Genomic DNA, 20,052 nt, shown 5'->3' with positions numbered 1-20,052 from the left:
TATTTAGCTCAATAAGAAGAGCATAGAAATAGCCAAGTTTTTTGTCTAATATATTAATCATTAGAAATGAGACTTTAAACATATCAATGGAGCGCAATGAGTATTGAACTCAGACATTTACGTTATTTCATTGCCGTAGCAGAAGAATTGCACTTTGGTAGAGCGGCAGAGCGCTTGCGCATTTCTCAGCCGCCACTCAGCCAGCAAATTCAGAGTTTGGAAGAGCAAATTGGTGCCCGACTCTTTGCACGTAACAACCGTAATGTCAGCCTGACCCAAGCCGGCGCCTTGTTTTTAAAGGAGTCTTACCAAATTTTAGCCCAAGTGAATTCGGCATCAGAAAAAGCGGGGCGTTTGCATCGCGGCGAATCCGGCGAACTGACTATCGGTTTTACTTCATCGGCACCTTTTATTAGCACGGTATCTAAAAATTTACAGGCATTCCGGCAACTGCATCCTCAAGTGCATATCAAAATGCGGGAAGTTAACAGTAGACAGCAAATTGAACCTTTACTGGATGGGCGGCTTGATCTTGGCGTAATGCGCAATACACGGCTGCCGGAGGCATTACAATATCGGCTGTTGTTACGTGAACCTTTGGTTGCCGTTGTTCACGAAGAAAGTCCCTTAGCGAATTTACCTTCAGGGAGTGTTAAATTCAGCTCACTGGCAGAACAACCCTTTGTTTTCTTTTCGCGTGAAGTGGGTACTGCGCTGTATGACGAAATCCTCGCACTATTAACCCGCGCGGGTATCACGCCTTATATTACGCAAGAAGTGGGAGAGGCGATGACCATCGTTGGTTTGGTATCCGCTGGTTTGGGCGTATCAATATTGCCTGCCTCATTCATGCGGGTAAAAGTGGATGGGGTTAAGTATCTGCCTTTAGCTGAGGCTGATGCCACCACCGAGGTATGGCTGGTTAATCATAAGAATCGCCCGGTAACCGCACCGGCAGAAGCATTGATTCGCTTGATGGTACAGGATACTCAAGCGACATCAGCCCGCTGACTCCGTATAAATAACCACCAGTAGCCCTTGGAAAACTGGTGATTATGTGCAGTAAATCACATAACTAATCAAATAGTTGACGCCATATATTAAAAGCCCCAACATAGCCGATAATCTTTATTTAGAAGCGCGAAAAATACTCGGTTGGCAGAGAAGGAGCCGGTTCAGTGATAACGGATGGACAACCTGGGCACATTGATCAAATCAAGCAGACCAATGCAGGAGCCGTTTATCGGCTGATTGATTTGTTCGGCCCGATATCCCGGATTGAACTGTCTAAACGGGCGCAACTGGCCCCAGCCAGTATTACCAAGATTGTGCGGGAACTGGTTGAAGCTCATCTGGTAAAAGAGACAGAATATCAAGATGTTGGTAGCCGTGGGCGGCCTGCAATTGGTTTGGTTCTTGATACCGATGCCTGGCATTATGTCTCCGGGCGCATTAGTCGCGGTTCTATCACTCTCGCCTTGCGCGATCTCAGTAGCAAACTGGTGGTTGAGGATCAAATTCCGCTACCGGATAGTCATCCTGAACCTCTGCTTACACGTATTCTCAGTGAAGTTGATCAATTCTTTATCCGGCATCAAGGCAAACTCGAGAGGCTGACTGCGATTGCGATTACTATGCCCGGCATCATTGATGCACCGGCAGGTATTGTGCATAAAATGCCGTTTTATGATGTTAATGAGATGCTTCTTGGCCCAGAGCTAGAAAAACGAACGGGATTACCCGTCTATTTACAACACGATATCTGCGCCTGGACTATGGCTGAAGCGCTGTACGGTGCTTCACGCGGGTGTCAGAATGTTATTCAAGTGGTCATTGATCATAACGTTGGTGCCGGTGTTATCACTGCGGGTAGGGTATTGCATGCAGGCAGTCGCAGTGTGGTGGAGATTGGTCATACTCAGGTTGATCCCTACGGTAAACGCTGTTATTGCGGCAATCACGGCTGCCTCGAAACAGTAGCCAGTATTGAGAATATCCTGGAAATTGCTCAGCAACGATTAAATGGCTCAATGAGTTCGCTATTACACAGCTCGCCACTAAATGTTGAGTCTTTATGTGATGCGGCGCTGGCGGGCGATCAGTTAGCGAAAGATATTATTTTAGGCGTTGGCCACAGCGTTGGGCGAATTATAGCCATTATGGTCAATTTATTTAACCCAGAAAAAATTCTGGTGGGTTCGCCATTAAATAAAGCAGCATCTATTCTACATCCGGCAATTGCATCATGTATTCGCCAGCAGGCATTACCCGCTTACAGTGAAAATATTTTGGTTGAACCAACGGCATTTTTTAATCAGGGCACAATGCCAGGTGCTGCATTAGTGAAAGAAGCATTATATAACGGTTCATTACTGGTTAAGTTACTGCAAGGGTAAGGTATTAACACTAGTAATTATGGGTTAATTATTAGTGGGTATGTACGATGTATTCCTCCTATTATTTGGTGTTATCCGTTAAAAACCTCTCTCAGTTCGGCAAAATCTTGCGCTAACGCAAGCTGTCTGTTGTCGGCATCGCCTAGACTTTTATCCATGTTGCCAATTTCGCTAATGTTAGGCGGAAAGACTTGAGTCTAAGTGGCCAGATTGCGGAGTATTGTTATGTTAACGCGTGTATTTGTGACGGGTACCGACACTGCTGTCGGTAAAACCGTAGTGTCACGGGCCTTACTTCAGGCCTTAAGCCAAAATGGCAGAACAGCGGTAGGCTATAAGCCGGTAGCGACAGAAAGTAAAGAGACGCCTGATGGGTTGCGTAATCAAGATGCGCTTATCTTACAAGCTTCATCATCTATAATGCTTGAGTATCAGGAGGTTAATCCGTTTCCCCTGCAAGGGGATGTTATCCATGCTTGTACCGATACGCTGATTAACTACGGTGAAATGACGGCCGGATTACAACGTTTATCCGCCAAAGCCGATACGGTTGTGGTCGAAGGATGTGGTGGCTGGAAAGTTATGATGAATGACCAGCGATTCTATTCTGATTGGGTGATTCAAGAACAATTACCGGTTATTTTAGTTGTCGGAATTAAATTAGGCTGTATCAACCATGCATTATTAACAGCACAAGCCATTATCAATGATGGATTGCCGTTATTAGGTTGGGTAGCGAATCGAATTAATCCCGGATTAGCACATTACGCCGAAACAATTGCTATGCTTCGCGAACGGTTACCAGCCCCACAATTAGGGCAGTTACCTTATCTTCCTCATCCAGAAGAAAAACCTCTGGCAAAATATTTAGATCTGACTGCGATCGGCAGATAATTAATTTATACCGTTATTAATTATGGTTAGCAGCTATTGTATTGATCGCCTATTTTAGCGCGAATGATATACCGAGGTGGGGCGTAACCATCGAGCTATTGTTGTCGAAATAACACAAGATAATAGTAGCCCAGGGAGTAGGGTGTATTCGCCCGTCATTTCGCAAACCATTAATGCCGCCATGATAGGGGCGTGCGTGGTTGCGGCCAGTAGGGTCGCCATGCCGGTCAGCGCCATTAATAATGCAATATTGTCGCCAAGAACAGGCCACCAGGCGAACATTTGCCCGCATAACATACCCAAAGCAGCCCCGACAAACAGTGTCGGGGTGAATACACCGCCCGGAGCACCTGATCCGCTACTGGCTAACACCGCTAACAATTTGCATATGAGTATGCCAGCAATCAATAGAACCCCTGGCGGAGTCGTTAGCAGTGACTGCACCACACTGTAGCCATTGCCCCAGACTTCGGGGAAAATCAGCGATAGTAACCCGACAATTATCCCCCCCAGCGCAAGTTGCAGCGGAGGAGAGAGATTAAGTGAGCGAAAGGCATGCCCACTGGCGGCCATACCTTTTAAAAACAAAGGGCCGCTGATACCAGCTAACACCCCTAACAGCGCCATAAGGAAATATTGTATTGGCCACGGTGATGGTAGCGCTTGCACTTGATAAAGCGTTTCCTGACCACCGTGTAACAGGTTGGTAGTGAGCAATGCACTGACGGCGGCGATCACTACTGGCCCAAGTGAGGCCAGCATCAACGTACCAAACAGAATTTCTGCAATAAATAGACTTCCCGCCAGCGGCGCATGATAGGCGCTGGCCATCCCGGCAGCGGCACCGCAGGCAACCCAAAGCTTCCATTCGCTAGGTTTGGCGTAGCGCTGAGCAAAAACAGACGCAAACAAGGCCGCTAATAGCACCATTGCCCCTTCACGACCAATTGCGCTACCACTGGAAACAACTAATAATGAAGCGAGGGACTTGACCAGACTGGCGGAAACATCTAACCGGCCGTCACCGATCTCGATGGCTTCCATGTAGTCGGTTGGTGCACTACTGGTTTTTTGATTCTGGTAACGCTGGTATCCCCAAAGTAGAGCACCGGCGGCCAAACCGCCTAATGCCGGGGTTAATGCGCGTCGCCAGCCAGTAATAGAAGAGGCTGCGGCCACCAGGCTACCATCGGTTCGGGCAAATAATAGCCATTCCAATCCCAACATTGCCTGATGAAATAACCAAACAATCAAGGCTGCCATCATTCCGAGCATCACCGAAATCAGCAGACGGCGCAGCATGGCGCGATAGTAATACAGGTGGGCAGGCCGTTTCATGCAACGCTACTGACTGACATATTGAGGTAAACCCCATACTTTGGTGATTGATAGGTAAGTTGGCGCAGAGATTGTAATTTGTCATCAATTGTTACTTGTCATCAAATGAATGACCAGTAAAGATTGAGAAATGCAGAAATAAATTTTTGATAAAACAGAAGGGTGCACCGAAAGGCACACCCAGACTGGTGACGGCGAGATTACTCGCTGTCGGTTATACGGGTATAAACAATTTTCTGGCTGTCATTTTCGCAATGCCCGACCACCTGACCGCCAGCTTGCTGAACTTGATCATTAGGAACGATATCCAGTTTAAAACCGGATTCAGGCACTCCATTATTGATAATCTTCTGTGTGATATCTGCTTTCACACTTTCACAAGATGCCAGTGCAGCCATAGGGGCCAGCGATAACAACAATGTACTGATAATAAGCGTTTTTTTCATCATAAAATCCTTATGTGGATGAATAGCTTGCCTAACATATTGATTCTTAAGCCGTGCCTAAAGGATAGCCCAGATTCTCATAACCTCAAGTAAATCTGAGCCATAGCCACTCATTACGGATTAATCTGGCGGCCTGATAGCCGATCCAGGCAGCGCTGGGTGTTAGGTTCCCAATAGGCGTTCAAATTTTCACTGCGGTCACAGTTGTCTTTCGCATCTTCAGCCCGATCAAACTTATCAAAGTTCTTTTCAACCCGAGTGTTAACTTTATTGCGCAGGCGATGAGTATCATCCCATTGCTGTTGGCTTTGGCGAGCCTGTTCTTTGGACATCGAATCATTGCCACCACCAACAGAAACACAGGTACTGCCTTGGGTGCAATTGGTTGCCTGTGCCAAGGCCGGTGTTTGCCAGGCAAACATAACCAAGGCTAGCGGCAGAAACGCACTTATCAGGCGTGGCAGGCTAGTTATTTTCATCGTCTTAAGTCCTTTATGAGTCGGTGATGTTTAATCATCATGTAGTTTACTGACACGCTATTAGCGGATAAAAAATTATATCATTGCTTTCAGTATATAAACCAGTCGGCGACAGCGCCGTAGGGAAGATGTAGAGTAACCTAATGTTAATTTTAAACATTTGCCTTAGGGGCAATATCAAGAGTTCTGGCTATGTTAAAGACGTCGCTACTGTTTTTTGTTACTGCACTGGCTGAGATAATGGGCTGCTTCTTGCCCTATTTGTGGCTACGCAAAGGCGGGACGTTCTGGTTGCTACTTCCAGCCGCAGGCAGCCTGGCACTGTTTGTTTGGTTATTGACACTCCATCCTGCGGCCAGTGGGCGTGTTTATGCCGCATACGGTGGCGTTTATGTTGCGACCGCATTAATTTGGCTACGGGTAGTCGATGGCGTGAAACTTTCCCTGTTCGATTGGGTGGGAGCAGGTGTCGCTCTGGCTGGAATGCTGATTATTGTCGCGGGCTGGCGGGTAAATTAAGGGTGGGGCGATGATGGCCCCTCGTTTTCTTCATTGAACTAAATGTGATTATGATGATATTAATTAAAACTAATAAGCAGCCATTGATATTATATATAATAAAGTTTCGAGTATGCTTTTAGTTGATTTGTCTTTTGGTATTTATATGGATAAAATACCTAAGCGCAAAACACTCTTATTACAATGATTTTGTTAGAATCACCACTTCAATATGATAGCATCCATTAATCTTCATGCAGTAATGAATATTCGAATGGCTTTGCCTATAATTATTTTCTAAAATAATGTTACGGCAGGGAATTAATTCACTTAAGATTAATAAATAATAGACAACTAAAATGCCCTCGACACCATCTTGATATCGCGGATTCTGTTGAGTATACTTTAAAGGGTTGCACTCAATGGTCATATTCTTTTTTTATTAAAAATAACTTGAGAGGCTGAGCTGATCATGGATGAAAAAAATAAGCCATCGGATTCAAAAAATTTAGTCGTAAAATCCCTGAATTCACTTCCGCTGATTTCCATTATGGAGCACAGCCATGAACCGTGGGTTGTGAGAGATTGCCAATCACGTTACGTGTACGTAAATCAAGCCGGTCTGGATTTTTTAAATTTACCTGCTGGTTTTGATATAGAGGGCCGGTTAGATAACGAATGCCCGGCCGATTGGGCAGAATTTGCTGAACAATATCAAGCAAATGATAGAAAAGCCGAAAGAAGTGGAAAACGCGTGGTCATTATTTCAACCAATTTTTATGGTCGAGATAGAATACTAGAACCCTACTATTTACCCAGGTTTCCTATTTACAATAAAATCGGTGAATGTATAGGAACATTAACAAATGCCAGCAAATTAAATTTTATTTCTCTTTCTCAATATATAGACCGCCGTACACCTTCAGTATTAACACTAACCCCGCCAACAGACCTGTTTAGCGAGAAAGAACTTGAGATAATTTTTTTCATATTACAACCCATGACGACTAAAATGGTAGCGAAGAGGCTTTCTTTATCACACAGAACAATAGAGAATAGATTAGGTATAATGTACGAAAAATGCGGTGTTGGCTCTATAAATATGTTTAGAGAGTATTGTGGAAACTTAGGTTTTGATTTATATATCCCACCTAAGTTTGTAAGACCTAATGTTCAAAATCAGAGTTAATTTTCCCAACGCCAAACATGCTGATTATTGTCGCGGGCTGGCGGGTAAATTAAGGGTGGGGCGGTGATGGCCCCAGCCAGATTTTACCCGATAACGCCTGATATTAACTTTCGCGATGAATACTCAACCCGGCAAAAGATTGGCTGACTGGCATCATCTCCAGTGAGTTAATATTGACCCGTGCTGGCAGCGTAGCAACCCAATAGACGGCTTCAGCGATATCCTCAGGTATCAGTGGATTAGCGCCATCATAGGTTTTATTGACTTTGTCGCCATCGCCTTTAAAGCGAACTGCTGAGAATTCAGTGCCACCAACCATACCAGGTTCAATATCCGTCACACGAATACGTGTACCGTGCAAGTCAGCACGCAGACCCAGACTAAATTGTTTCACAAACGCTTTCGTGGCTCCGTATACATTACCACCGGCATACGGCCAGTTGGCGGCAGTAGAGCCGATGTTAATCACGTGGCCAACATTACGGGCTACCATTGCAGGCAATAAAGCACGCGTCATATTCACCAAACCTTTGGTGTTGGTGTCAATCATCGTATCCCAGTCTTCAACATTGGCTTTATGTGCAGGTTCCAATCCCAATGCTAAACCGGCATTGTTAACTAACAGATCGATATCTTTTAGTTCGGTAGGCAGTTCATCGATAACTTGCTGAATAGCCGCTCGATTCCGTACATCTAAACGTACAATATGTAGCTGTTCGCCCAATTCGTCCTTCAATTCTTCCAAACGTTCCTGACGGCGACCCGTTGCGATAACCTGATGCCCGTGGCTAATAAATTTCCGAGCTATTGCCTCACCAAAACCTGAGGTTGCACCAGTGACGAAAACGATCATACATATTCCTTATTTTTCTTTGCTAATAATATAATTAACATACTGTTAACTATAGGAGGAAGCTATTCCGACACAATCCATCACGCATAAAATTTCCTAGCATATTTTGAGCATACCGGATCTTAATAGGATTAAAAAGAGGGTTATTAGTGACAGTGTAACGGAATATCGCGCCGTAGAAGTATTCAGTCGACCTGCTGCCTTTAGGATTCCTGCACATCAGAGCAAGAATATCACCTGGTTGAAAATATAAGATAATTTACTTAAAATGGGTCAAAAGGTGATCGTAATGAATATGAATTGTTTTCTCTGCCCGCTGTTGCTCCATCCCCGAATAACTGAATGCAGTGATTATTTGAGCGTGTAGTCACTGCCACGAAATTAAAACGTTCCGTGGCTTTCTTGTTGAAAGGGAAAAGTCATGAAAGAGAAACATTGGTCGAGAGTGGAATATCTCCACCTTACTGTTAAAAATCCAAATATTGAGATCAAAGGCCAACATAGCTACTACAGCGATAGCTGGGATCAGGGATTTGAAAAATCGGTAGTTCGATACCTGCATGGAGATACTATCAGTCAGGAATGGGTGCCGCTTGGGCATACAGATCGGCTTATTATCGGAAATTATGTTTGTATTGCGGCTGAAACTGTCATATTGATGGGTGGGAATAATAATCATTGCCCTGATTTTATTAGTCTTTATCCATTTATGAGCATGATAAAAAACTCATATCAGCCTCGGGGGGACACAGTGCTGAACGATGGTTGCTGGCTCGGTATGCGTTGCATGATTATGCCTGGAATTACGGTCGGTGAGGGTGCCGTTATCGCGGCCGGGAGTATCGTCACAAAAGACATTCCGCCATACGCTGTCGTTGGTGGTAATCCGGCACGCGTTATTAAATTTCGTTTCCCACAAGATGTTATAAAACGCATTCTAAATTTAAGTATTTACGACAATTCTGAAGACGAATTAGCACGGTTAATTCCCATACTCAGCTCTAATGATATTTCTGCATTGGAGGTAGCTTTAGCAAAGTGAAGCGCCTTAATATCACATTTTATCAATGATCCAACCACAGTACTGGAAGGCAATTTCAGTGCTGTTTTAGTGAAACATAGAGCCTCAAGTCGGTTCACTCTTATCGTTCCAGTTCTTTTCTGAACTTAAAAAAACCAGTCAAAGATAGATGAATCATTGAAACTTTAATGCGTGGCGAGACGTAATACACTGGATTGAATATTGAATAGTTCAACTGGGAAGGCAAGTTTTTCCTCAAGTTGGTGGGCGTACCAACAAAGAGATCTAAATGAGAGCAACCATCCATGATAAAGACTAAACCCTCAGATTTTACCTATCGTCACCTTGGTGCGCATAATGTATATTATGTTAAATTGAATGCATTGGTTTAAGACTTCATCTCTTTCAATGACATCACAATAAATCAGTTGGTTATCTTTCATGGTCCCTCTCTCTAATATGAAGGGTAACCAACTGGCGAATCGGATGATTTTTGTAGATTGGTGTTTACCGCCGGGTCGCTCTTATCGCTCCAGTTCTTTTCTGTTGTTATGTTCATAGTGTATTTACCCTATCTCGTTCATACTCATCAAGTTCGATACTCTTGGCCGTCAACCGCTGTAGATCGTGTTATGTGAAAAGTCATAGCCAATCCCTTTGGGATTTTTTGCTGAATTCTGATCAATAATGAGTGCGACTCTGAATGTCTAAAGACATTGACTCAAATTCGAATAATAAGAGAATGTTTCTTTGCCAAGCAACTACCAGAAAAAATCGGAGAATATCATCGCCTGTTCTCATCATTTTCACCCTGCCACTAAAGTTATACCATTGGGTGCACTATTTGCTTGTGCTCTTATACTTGCCAGTTGTTCCTCTGAACCGCCGAGATCTCTAGTCACCCCGCTACCTCCGGCGGCTAAATCTCAGCAGAGTCACGAACCGGTGCGCGGTGTCTGGCTGGCAACCGTTTCCCGCCTCGACTGGCCACCGGTGACGTCAGTCAATCTCAACAATTCTGCCACTCGCATCAGCCAGCAACAGAAAGCGCTGACCGATAAGTTGGATAAGTTAAAAAGTCTTGGTATCAACACGGTCTTCTTCCAGGTTAAACCTGATGGCTCTGCGCTTTGGGCATCAAAAATTTTGCCATGGTCAGATGTCATGACGGGTAATATTGGTGAGGATCCTGGATACGATCCGCTGCAATTTATGCTGGATGAAGCACACAGTCGTGGTATGAAAGTCCATGCCTGGTTTAATCCCTATAGAGTATCTGTTAATACTAAGCCAGCTACTGTTACAGAACTGAACAGTACATTATCGCTGCATCCGGCTAGCGTATTTGTGCTACATCGCGATTGGATCCGCACAGCAAACGAGCGCTTTGTCCTCGACCCTGGTATTCCTGAAGTACGGGATTGGATCACCAGTATCGTGGCCGAAGTTGTTGCACATTATCCTATTGACGGTGTGCAATTTGATGATTACTTCTACGCCGAGTCACCGGATTCAGCCTTGAACGACAACCAGACGTTCAAAAAATATGGTCAATCATTTGAATCAAAAGCAGACTGGAGACGGCACAACACACTACAACTTATTCAACAAGTTTCGCACACTATTAAGCAGTTGAAACCTAACGTTGAATTTGGCGTCAGTCCTTCTGGCGTCTGGCGTAATCGTTCACACGATCCGGCAGGTTCCGACACGCTAGGAGCAGCGGCATATGATGAAGCTTATGCAGATACCCGCCTCTGGGTGCAACAAGGGTTACTGGATTACATTGCCCCGCAGCTTTATTGGCCCTTCTCACGTAAAGTGGCCCGTTATGATGTGCTAGCCAAATGGTGGGTCAGCGTGGTGAAACCTACCAAAACACGCCTCTATATTGGTATTGCGCTGTACAAAGTGGGTGAACCTTCAAAGAATGAGCCAGAATGGTCTAACAATGGGGGCGTACCAGAGCTGAAAAAACAGCTTGATTGGAACGAGTCAGTGCCACAAATCAACGGGACTATTCTGTTCAGAGAGAACAACCTCAACCAACCACAAACCCAAGAAGCAGTCAGTTATATTAGAAGCCGCTGGGGTAGCTAATACATAATTTATGCAATTATTTGGCCCAGCCTTTGTATTCCTGCCACGATTTCTGCAGGTGAATGAGCTGCAAAGCCTAATAAAATAGCGTGGCCTGCTGAGTTTGTTTGGCAATAACGGGAAAGGGGTTGTGCTCCTAACCCTATTTTACGGCATTTATCGATAATATCCTGCTCTTTTAAAATATCGGGTAACCAACAGACAATGTGAATACCTGAATCAGAGGGTTCAATCCTAAAATTATTTGGCAGATACTGTTGGATGGCTTCCGTTATTATTTTTTTACGTTCGTAGCAGGCTTTTCTGACCCGTCTGACATGGCGGGCATAATGACCATCAGCAATAAACATGGCAAGAGTGGCTTGTTCTAAATAAGATGTGCGCGTATCCGCATAGTATTTGGCGAGCTTAAATGACTCAATGAGATTGCTCGGTATAACAAGGAAACCTAAGCGAAATTCGGGGAACATCATTTTTGAAAAGGTTCCAGCATAAATCACTCGCTGTTGCTTATCCAACCCCTGAAGAGCTTGTATCGGCGGAGCTGTATATCGGAATTCACTATTATAGTCATCTTCAAAAACCCACGTTTTATTTTCAGCCGCCCAGTCAAGTAAAGCCATTCTTCTTGATAAACTCAACGTTCCACCCAGAGGAAATTGATGTGAAGGCGAGGTGAAAATCATTTTTGCATTTGGCCACCGCCTGATGCCATAGGAAATATCCATACCGTCTTTATCACTGATTACAGGGCATATTTTAGCACCCATGGCAGTAAATGCCCCTAAAGCACCATCATATCCCGGCTCATCTAACCAAACCTCATCACCCTTTTGCAGCAGAACTTGTGCTGCTAAATTTATCGCTTGTTGTGTTCCATTCACAATAAGTATTTGGTCTTCAGTACAATTTAAACCACGCGTTGTTCGAACATAGTCAGATATTGCTACCCTTAATGGCTGAAATCCTAAAGGCTCGTTTAATTGTCCAATCTGCTTACGAAACTGCCGCCACGCGCGCCCTAATAACCGCCCCCAAAGTTCATGGGGAAATAAATCGATACACCCTATTCCAATACTAAATATTCGACTTTGTCCTGAATAAGGTAAAGATTTATCCCAAATTGATGACATTAATTTCATCTGCGGATTAATATTCAGCTCGATGTTTTTATCATCAACACGTTGGTGTTGAGCAGTGGTTTGTATATGAATCATTTCATCAGGAATAATGGATGAAACATAAGTACCCGCGCCCTTCTTTGTAATGAGATAGCCTTCATCAATCAAGCGATCAAAACCAGAAATAACAGAATTCCGAGAAATCGACATCATTTCAGAAAGCGTTCTGCTGGACGGGAGTTTAGTTCCCGATTTTAATTGCCCATTAAGTATCAATTCTTTTAGAGCCAGATGAAACTGCTCTTTAATTACGCCTTTCTTAAGCAATAAACTGGGGAAGTTGGCATCGTTCTTTTTCATTATAAAAGTGGATCCATGAAAAATGAAGAAAGTGTACCTTATGTAAGACCACTATAAAAACTATGATTCAATCTCTAAACGATTTTATTTTTACCTATGAATACAAGAGGTTGATATGATTGATAATATCCACACTATCTCCGTGAGCCCAGTACAAGCAGATGAGTACGCTAAATGGCTACCCTATTGGTTAGACTACCAGCAATTTTATAACGTTGAGTTGCCGGAAGAGACAACGCTTGTAACATGGAAGCGTTTCTTTGACGCAGAGATCCCGATGTATTGTGCAGTTGCGCGAGAAGGTTCGAAAATTCTTGGCTTCGTTCACTATGTTTTTCACGGTTCAACTTGGGCTATCAATGACTTTTGTTACTTAGAAGACCTGTTTGTTGCTCCTGCGTCTCGAGGGAAACATATTGGTAAGCAGCTTATTGAATATGTGAAACAGCAAGCTGAGGAACGCCAATGTGCCCGATTATACTGGCATACTCAGGAGAGTAATTTGACGGCTCAGAAATTGTATAATTGGATTGCCGAGAAGCCCGGAGTCATTGAATATAGGCTGCCCATTTGAATAGCAAATGCTGAACATTTCAACCTTATATAATTGATGTAATAACAGATAGCCAAGTGGAATTTAAAGCATCGAACGGGTTAATCGTCGATGCTTTTCTTTACCTTTAATAATTCACTACTTTGCTTCTTCTTTCCATCAACATAACATCCCGCCACACACCTCTCATCTCGCCGACTTTTTCCCTGATGCCTATCACGCGAAAGCCCGACTTTTCATGCAGCCTGATACTGCCTGTATTTTCAGGGAAAATACCCGCAATCAGTGTCCAGATACCCACCGCTTCAGACGCATTAATCACATGGGACATCAATCTATAACCAATGCCCTGACCACTGATCTGTGGATTCACGTAAATGCTCACTTCAGCGACACCGCGATAAGCGTGACGTTTAGAAAAAGCAGATAATGCAATCCAACCTTCAATTTTACCGTCTATGAGCGCGACATAGCGGCACTGATCCATATGGCTGTCGTTCCAATCATGCCAGCTCGGCGATTCGGTTTGAAAGGTAGCATGACCGGTATCAATTCCATCTTGATAAATAGTACTGACTGCAAACCAATCGTTTTCAGCCATTTCACGAACATGCACTTCCCTCATTGGCTATCCTCGGTGGGTTATTTATTATCCTAAGTGCCATACACAAAAAGGAGCACTCAGTGCTCCCTTCTGGCGCTATCTGGTTATTTTTCTATGCGTTTGCCCTGTTCATCTATCACGGGTTCGCCATCTTCCTTGTTGAACGAGCCTCGTTGCGCATCGGGCAAAATCTCTAACACCACCTCAGAAGGTCGACACAATCTGGTACCTAGCGAAGTGACAACTATCGGGCGGTTGATCAGGATAGGATGCTGCAACATAAAATCAATTAGTTGGTCATCGCTGAAAGTCCCTTCAGCCAACCCTAATTGCTCATAAGGCTCGACATTTTTACGTAACAACGCCCGCACCGTGATCCCCATATCCGCGATCAGTTTGACTAATACCTCGCGACTTGGTGGTGTTTCCAGATACTGGATCACCGTGGGTTCTGTGCCACTGTTGCGGATTAACTCCAGCGTGTTACGCGATGTACCACAGGCTGGATTATGATAAATAGTTACATTGCTCATCTGGATGATCTCTCGTTAAAATCCCAGCAACCGTTGCCTGCTGAGATTGTTATTAAGCCTTGTTTGTTAACAGTTGCTACAGAGGTACTGATAACCGTAGCGCTAACGCTGCCAGCGTGACCAACAGCACCGGTATTGTCATGACAATGCCCACCCGGAAGTAATAGCCCCAGGTAATGGTCATATTTTTTTGCGACAGAACATGCAACCACAATAAGGTCGCCAGACTGCCTATCGGGGTAATTTTCGGCCCCAAATCGCTGCCGATGACGTTAGCATAAATCATCGCCTGTTTAATCACGCCAGTGGCAGAGCTGCCATCAATTGACAACGCCCCCACTAACACGGTCGGCATATTGTTCATGATGGAAGACAGGAACGCCGTCAAGAATCCGGTGCCGAGCGTAGCCACCCACAACCCCTGCTCACCCAGTTGATTTAGCAAGGCAGAAAGATAGTGGGTCAGCCCCGCATTACGCAGGCCATAAACCACCAGGTACATACCCAGTGAGAAGATAACAATTTGCCATGGCGCACCGCGTAGCACTTTACCGGTGTTAATAACATGGCCTTTCTTCGCTACGACAAACAGAATCAGCGCCCCAACAGCGGCAACCAGGCTAACAGGTACACCGAGCGGCTCCAGACCAAAAAAGCCGACCAACAGTAGCACCAAAACCAACCATCCGGTCTTAAAGGTGTTTACATCACGGATCGCTTCTTTCGGCATTTTCAACAGCGACAGATCGTAAACAACCGGTATATCTTTGCGAAAAAATAGATGTAACATGACCAGCGTTGACGCAATCGCCGCCAGGTTAACCGGCACCATCACTGCGGCATATTCAGTGAATCCAAGGTTAAAGAAATCTGCCGAGACAATATTCACCAGATTAGAAACGATAAGCGGCAAACTGGCCGTATCAGCAATAAATCCGGCCGCCATCACGAAAGCCAATGTCGCGCCACGGCTAAAGCCCAGCGCCAATAGCATCGCAATTACAATCGGTGTCAGGATAAGTGCGGCACCATCATTAGCGAACAGTGCCGCCACTGCCGCACCTAATAAGATGATGTAAGTAAACAGTAAACGACCACGACCATTGCCCCACCTTGCCACATGTAGTGCGGCCCATTCAAAGAACCCCGACTCATCCAATAACAGACTGATGATGATCACCGCAATAAAGGTCGCTGTCGCATTCCAGACAATCTGCCACACCACCGGAATATCGCCGATGTGAACCACCCCACTCAGTAACGCCAGCCCCGCACCGAGCATGGCACTCCAACCAATTCCCAGCCCTCTGGGTTGCCAGATGACCAATACAATTGTCAAAACAAAAATAGCGCCTGCCAACAACATATCACCCCCGAAAGGCAAGAGTTCCCTCCTGCCTTGTAAATGTTTATACGTTATATGTCACCGGCCAGATGGCTCAAACGAGCAATGCCAATAGGCTCTTCTTCTTGCAACGGAATGAGTGCCAAGCGTGCAGACAATATGTCTCGTACTTTTTTTATTTGCTCAACTTCATGCGCTGCACGTAATTGTAACAGGGGTGATGAAGTAGCCGCTGAGGCCAGGCTGTTGTTGATGAGCCATGCCCAGGGTTCAATCCCTGCCCGACGTAAATCTTCTTGCAGAATTGCAGCTTCTAACACCGGTGTTGTTTCAGGCAACGTCACCAATAATACTTTGGTGCGTTTTTCATCCTGCAACTGCATCATTGGCGTCAGATAATGCCTATTGTCCCCCATCCGTTTTTCCACCTCACGGTGATACGCGCCAGTGGCATCCAGCAGTAATAATGTATGGCCAGTCGGCGCAGTATCCATCACCACAAATCGTTTACCCGCTTCACGGATCACGCGAGAAAAAGCCTGAAAGACCGCAATCTCCTCGGTACAGGGGGAACGGAGATCCTCTTCCAATAACGCTTTGCCCTGCGCATCCAGACTCTTGCCTTTAGTGGACAACACATGCCGACGATAACGTTCCGTCTCAGCGAGGGGGTCTATTCTACTGACTGTCAGATTATTGAGTTGCCCATTCAAGGTATTCTCAATATGGGCTGCGGGATCAGACGTGGTCAGGTGGACATCCAGCCCTTTTTCAGCCAGTTTTACTGCAATTGACGCCGCCAATGTGGTTTTACCTACGCCACCTTTCCCCATCAGCATCACCAAACCATGTTGGTCAGCGGCGATCTCTTCTACCAAAGAGGACAGCGTGGGTAATTTGGGTAATACCTCGGCCATGGGATTATCTGAGATTGAATGTTGGGTCTCGTTTTTCAACAGAAGTTGGCGCAGCGCATCCGTTCCTACCATATTCACGGATTGCAGCATCAAATCATCGCGAGGTAATCCAGTGAGAACCTCGGGGAGCTCACTCAGGGCCTGCTGCTCACGCAGATATAATGCGCGAGCCAGCGTATCTACCTGAGCTTCAGCTTCGGGCAATATCCCGTTTATCACCAAATACTGATTGCGTAAGCCAACCGCTGCCAGTTCGTAGTGGGTTCTGGCAACCTCGGATAGTGCAGATTTTTGCGCCCTGGCAACTAATATCAGGCGGGTTCTTTCCGCATCTGATAAAGCCTGTAATGCATGGGTATAACGATCACGTTGTTTCTCTAAACCTGCTAATGGCCCAAGACACGAGGAGCCCTCTGGGTTGCTGTCGATGAAGCTGCTCCAGGCTCCGGGGAGTTGCAACAAACGGATGGTGTGCCCAGTGGGAGCCGTATCGAAAATGACATGGTCAAAATCGTCAAGCACCGAGGCGTCAGTTAGCAAGCTGGTAAACTCATCAAATGCCGCTATCTCCGTGGTGCAAGCCCCCGACAGTTGTTCTTCAATACTGCGAACAACGGCTTCAGGCAGGCGCCCTCTCACCGGATCAACAATACGAGCGCGGTAAAGCTGAGCCGCCACTTGTGGATCAATTTCTAGCGCAAAAAGCCCCGGTACAACTGCGATTGCAGTAATGGTATTCCCGATAGTCTGATTAAACACCTGGCCGACGTTTGAGGCCGGATCGGTACTGACCAACAGCACACGCTTGCCTGCATCTGCTAACGTGATGGCGCTGGCACAAGAAATGGATGTTTTACCAACGCCGCCTTTCCCGGTAAAAAAGAGAAAAACGGGGGGTTGTTGTAAGAATTTCATCACTCACCTCCACTCATTGATTAACAGCAGGACGTATTACCATCACTGCAACTTTTCGCTGTGATGCTGGTGATTTCTGGTGGAAGCTTACACCAACGAGCCAGGTCAGCCCGCGTAGGGTAACGCCCTGCCATCACCAACTCGCCATCAAGCAAAATTAGCGGCAAACCTTCAACACCCGAGTTTTCCAGGAAATTTTTAACTTGAGTATTGTCGATAAAGGCCATGGGTTGCTGGGAGAGGTTGTAACGGGTAACGCTGATACCCCGCTTTTTAAGCCAGTCAACATCAGCGGAAAATGTTACCAAGGCTTGGTCAACCTCGGTGCCGCATACGCCGGTACTGCAACATAATGCCGGATCATAAACTGAGAGAGTTTTCATCGATTCCTTCCTGTGGTTAATCAATCCGCCTCTTCAGTCAAATATGAAAAAACAGATATGATTGAGTAAATTTTTTAATTCATCAGAGACAAATTGCCTTACCGCTCGGCGCTACATTAGTGCTCACCAACAGAACGATTTTATCGCGTTGGCTGAGATAGGCCTGCTCAATCACGGTTGCCGCCCAGGCAGGAATATGAGGTGACAGACGATAGTGAATCCACTTCCCTGCACGGCGATCCAGCAAAAGTCCAGATTCTCTCAACATTGCCAGATGTCTGGATATCTTGGGTTGAGACTCATTCAAGGTGTCACAAAGTTCACAAACGCACAGCTCGCCAGCCTCTCGCAATAGCAAGATGATATTCAGACGAGTTTCGTCGGATAGATTTTTGAAAAGCTGCAATGGCGTGAGTGTGATCATAAGATTTCCAAGACTGAATACTGTGGTTATCTTAGGATTCTTGGCGTCAAAGTCAACAATATATTCGATTTTCCATATCTGTTTCATCATCACCCGATTACAATCTCTGGTCTTCGCGGGCGATCGAACCCAATAGCATCAACCCACGCTGATGGCTCATCCAGTGCAAGTGCACTTCTGGCGGTGTTGAATGGTATGGCCCCTATCGGTTCATCTGGTGTAGATGATAAGAAAGTCACTTTTATGGTGTGAAATGGGTCATTCTAATGAGATAAATCCTATTCATCTGGAACAATTTGAAACCGTTGTTTAGTATGTCGCTATCCTGTCTACGCTATCAGCAAATCCGATACTTATGAAAAAACTCATTAAACGGCTGGAGATCATTAAAAGTGCTATTGAGCTTGAAGATGAGGATATTATCCGACAACAACTTCCTTATCTTAAAAGCGAATCTCAGGACGCCGTGCTGGCTTTTATTGCCATAGAAATTGAACAAGGGAAATTTACGCATGCGCTAGACGCCATTGCAGCATGGCTGGCGAGTAAACAAGCCGTCACCCAATGGCAAGATCTTGAATTGGCCGCCTGTAAAATGGAGCTGAAAGCACTGGAGGAGCAGTTACGCGAGTTAATCGATAAACGTAACGAGCGGGTTCAGTTGTTGGACGACTTTAACGATCTCTATCTGGTGCGCCTTGGCCCGCTAATGAATCGGATCTTACATTTACGCAAACAGTTGGCGGAATGTACCCTGCGTAAAGCGCAGGCAGAAGCCCGGCGCAGGGAACGTGATTATCGCAACTGCCAGCAGTATATATCTCAAGCCATTGATGAACTTGCCGCGTTAAAACAGCGCTGGTTAGCGCTCTCCGTTATTTCGAGTGAAACCATAGAGATACGGCAGCAGATTCAGCAACAAACGGATTTAATCGCCGCGTTGCTGGCGGAAATCAAAGAGCTGGAAAAGGATTTCTGCACCCGCAATACCGAGTCAACCCATAAAGCCCGAGAAGAAGCAAAAGAGAAGTACGAGAGCTATCAGGAACAGCAAAAAGATGCCGAACGGCGACACAGTAATGAGCAAAAACTCTCTGCTGATCAGCGTCAGGAACTAAAACGCCTGTGGCGGCAAGCCAGTCGGCTCTGCCATCCAGATTTAGTCGCGGATGAGTTTAAAGAGAAAGCACATCAACTGATGGTTCAGCTCAATCAAGCCCGCCAACGGGGTGATTTCCCCGCGATTAATGCATTGCTCGAGAGTTTAAAACGTGGGTTCGAACCACTGATGGCGAGCGACTGTATTGATGATCTTGAACGGTTGCGCAGAAAAATTAAGCAGGTCAGAGATCAAATTGATGCGATGTTGCGTGAACTGGAAGCATTGGAGGATGAAGACTCCTGGCAACTTGTTACCTCTCTGTCCGATAAAGATCACTGGTTCAAAGAACAGGAAAACGTATTATCCAAGACCCTCAAGCTGCTGGAGCGGCAGGTTGCAGAAGCATCCAAGGTGTTGTATGAAGTTTAAGTGGCCTCATTCTTACCGGTGATGATTCCCTTACGCCCTTTTGGCCTACGGTTACCGGCCCATGCCTGCCGCTTAACAACAAATATTATCCCTGTTATCTTTTATTATTGATGCATAATCACTATGAGTATTATTAAGTTCGTATTCATTCT

At 45.4% G+C, this 20,052-nt stretch carries 20 protein-coding genes; 9 read left to right on the top strand and 11 right to left on the bottom strand.

The features are described from left to right. Positions 1–96 precede the first annotated feature (96 nt). From A6J67_RS14775 to bioD, 3 genes are all read left to right on the top strand, one after another. Positions 97–1,011 carry a LysR family transcriptional regulator gene (locus A6J67_RS14775; RefSeq protein ID WP_005184147.1) on the top strand — a complete coding sequence of 305 codons (915 nt, stop codon included), beginning with the start codon at positions 97–99 and terminating at the stop codon, positions 1,009–1,011. A gap of 167 nt (positions 1,012–1,178) precedes the next feature. After that, entirely contained in the window at positions 1,179–2,396 is a 1,218-nt protein-coding gene (mlc, locus tag A6J67_RS14770; protein WP_005184149.1) for an ROK family transcriptional regulator Mlc, read from the top strand. A 225-nt stretch (positions 2,397–2,621) separates the two neighbouring features. Then, the gene (bioD, locus tag A6J67_RS14765; protein ID WP_005184153.1) at positions 2,622–3,290 is read left to right on the top strand and encodes a dethiobiotin synthase; all 669 of its coding nucleotides are present in this window, start codon (positions 2,622–2,624) and stop codon (positions 3,288–3,290) included. A 54-nt stretch (positions 3,291–3,344) separates the two neighbouring features. Here the strand turns inward: bioD and clcB are convergent, their stop codons facing one another. The 3 genes from clcB to A6J67_RS14750 form a co-directional block, all read right to left on the bottom strand. Further along, positions 3,345–4,628: a voltage-gated ClC-type chloride channel ClcB gene (gene clcB / locus A6J67_RS14760; RefSeq protein ID WP_005184156.1), complete on the bottom strand. Its 1,284-nt coding sequence runs from the start codon at positions 4,626–4,628 to the stop codon at positions 3,345–3,347. A 200-nt stretch (positions 4,629–4,828) separates the two neighbouring features. Continuing rightward, a complete protein-coding gene (locus tag A6J67_RS14755) occupies positions 4,829–5,074 on the bottom strand; it encodes a DUF1161 domain-containing protein (RefSeq protein WP_032906049.1) in 246 nt (81 codons plus the stop codon). A 113-nt stretch (positions 5,075–5,187) separates the two neighbouring features. Continuing rightward, positions 5,188–5,553 carry a DUF1283 family protein gene (locus A6J67_RS14750; protein WP_005184161.1) on the bottom strand — a complete coding sequence of 122 codons (366 nt, stop codon included), beginning with the start codon at positions 5,551–5,553 and terminating at the stop codon, positions 5,188–5,190. Positions 5,554–5,745: 192 nt separating this feature from the next. Here A6J67_RS14750 and A6J67_RS14745 point away from each other — a divergent pair, with 192 nt between their 5' ends. Together A6J67_RS14745 and A6J67_RS14740 are read left to right on the top strand one after the other, a co-directional pair. Next, positions 5,746–6,072, top strand: coding sequence for a YnfA family protein (locus A6J67_RS14745; protein ID WP_005184163.1), 327 nt, complete (start codon positions 5,746–5,748; stop codon positions 6,070–6,072). A gap of 451 nt (positions 6,073–6,523) precedes the next feature. Continuing rightward, entirely contained in the window at positions 6,524–7,240 is a 717-nt protein-coding gene (locus A6J67_RS14740; protein ID WP_050296970.1) for a helix-turn-helix transcriptional regulator, read from the top strand. A 103-nt stretch (positions 7,241–7,343) separates the two neighbouring features. On the opposite strand, the gene ydfG is transcribed toward A6J67_RS14740, so the two are convergent. Continuing rightward, positions 7,344–8,093: a bifunctional NADP-dependent 3-hydroxy acid dehydrogenase/3-hydroxypropionate dehydrogenase YdfG gene (gene ydfG, locus A6J67_RS14735; protein WP_005184166.1), complete on the bottom strand. Its 750-nt coding sequence runs from the start codon at positions 8,091–8,093 to the stop codon at positions 7,344–7,346. Between the two features lie 421 nt (positions 8,094–8,514). Here ydfG and A6J67_RS14730 point away from each other — a divergent pair, with 421 nt between their 5' ends. Then, complete coding sequence (locus A6J67_RS14730) at positions 8,515–9,135, top strand: CatB-related O-acetyltransferase (RefSeq protein WP_050073323.1); 621 nt, start codon at positions 8,515–8,517, stop codon at positions 9,133–9,135. A gap of 765 nt (positions 9,136–9,900) precedes the next feature. Further along, a complete protein-coding gene (locus A6J67_RS14725; RefSeq protein WP_071984977.1) occupies positions 9,901–11,214 on the top strand; it encodes a glycoside hydrolase family 10 protein in 1,314 nt (437 codons plus the stop codon). 8 nt (positions 11,215–11,222) lie between these two features. Here A6J67_RS14725 and A6J67_RS14720 read toward each other — a convergent pair whose 3' ends face one another. Then, on the bottom strand, positions 11,223–12,695 hold the full coding sequence (locus A6J67_RS14720; RefSeq protein WP_050296971.1) for a PLP-dependent aminotransferase family protein: 1,473 nt from the start codon (positions 12,693–12,695) through the stop codon (positions 11,223–11,225). Between the two features lie 115 nt (positions 12,696–12,810). On the opposite strand from A6J67_RS14720, the gene A6J67_RS14715 reads away from it, so the two are divergent. Then, entirely contained in the window at positions 12,811–13,269 is a 459-nt protein-coding gene (locus A6J67_RS14715; protein WP_005184184.1) for a GNAT family N-acetyltransferase, read from the top strand. A gap of 106 nt (positions 13,270–13,375) precedes the next feature. Here A6J67_RS14715 and A6J67_RS14710 read toward each other — a convergent pair whose 3' ends face one another. From A6J67_RS14710 to A6J67_RS14685, 6 genes are all read right to left on the bottom strand, one after another. Beyond that, positions 13,376–13,873 carry a GNAT family N-acetyltransferase gene (locus A6J67_RS14710; RefSeq protein WP_042569768.1) on the bottom strand — a complete coding sequence of 166 codons (498 nt, stop codon included), beginning with the start codon at positions 13,871–13,873 and terminating at the stop codon, positions 13,376–13,378. 83 nt (positions 13,874–13,956) lie between these two features. Continuing rightward, on the bottom strand, positions 13,957–14,385 hold the full coding sequence (gene arsC, locus A6J67_RS14705) for a glutaredoxin-dependent arsenate reductase (protein WP_005184189.1): 429 nt from the start codon (positions 14,383–14,385) through the stop codon (positions 13,957–13,959). A gap of 76 nt (positions 14,386–14,461) precedes the next feature. Beyond that, a complete protein-coding gene (locus tag A6J67_RS14700) occupies positions 14,462–15,751 on the bottom strand; it encodes an arsenic transporter (protein ID WP_042569769.1) in 1,290 nt (429 codons plus the stop codon). A 50-nt stretch (positions 15,752–15,801) separates the two neighbouring features. Then, entirely contained in the window at positions 15,802–17,562 is a 1,761-nt protein-coding gene (gene arsA, locus A6J67_RS14695) for an arsenical pump-driving ATPase (protein WP_080608240.1), read from the bottom strand. Between the two features lie 20 nt (positions 17,563–17,582). Next, positions 17,583–17,945 (bottom strand): arsenite efflux transporter metallochaperone ArsD, encoded by a 363-nt coding sequence (gene arsD, locus A6J67_RS14690; RefSeq protein WP_005184198.1) that lies wholly within the window; start codon positions 17,943–17,945, stop codon positions 17,583–17,585. Positions 17,946–18,027: 82 nt separating this feature from the next. Further along, complete coding sequence (locus A6J67_RS14685) at positions 18,028–18,369, bottom strand: metalloregulator ArsR/SmtB family transcription factor (protein WP_074010368.1); 342 nt, start codon at positions 18,367–18,369, stop codon at positions 18,028–18,030. Positions 18,370–18,724: 355 nt separating this feature from the next. Here A6J67_RS14685 and A6J67_RS14680 point away from each other — a divergent pair, with 355 nt between their 5' ends. Beyond that, positions 18,725–19,900 (top strand): hypothetical protein, encoded by a 1,176-nt coding sequence (locus A6J67_RS14680; protein WP_005184203.1) that lies wholly within the window; start codon positions 18,725–18,727, stop codon positions 19,898–19,900. Positions 19,901–20,052 lie beyond the last annotated feature (152 nt).

The sequence above is a fragment of the Yersinia sp. FDAARGOS_228 genome, from assembly GCF_002073315.2.
GTDB classification, from domain to species: domain Bacteria; phylum Pseudomonadota; class Gammaproteobacteria; order Enterobacterales; family Enterobacteriaceae; genus Yersinia; species Yersinia intermedia.
This window is presented reverse-complemented; position numbering and strand designations above follow the sequence as displayed.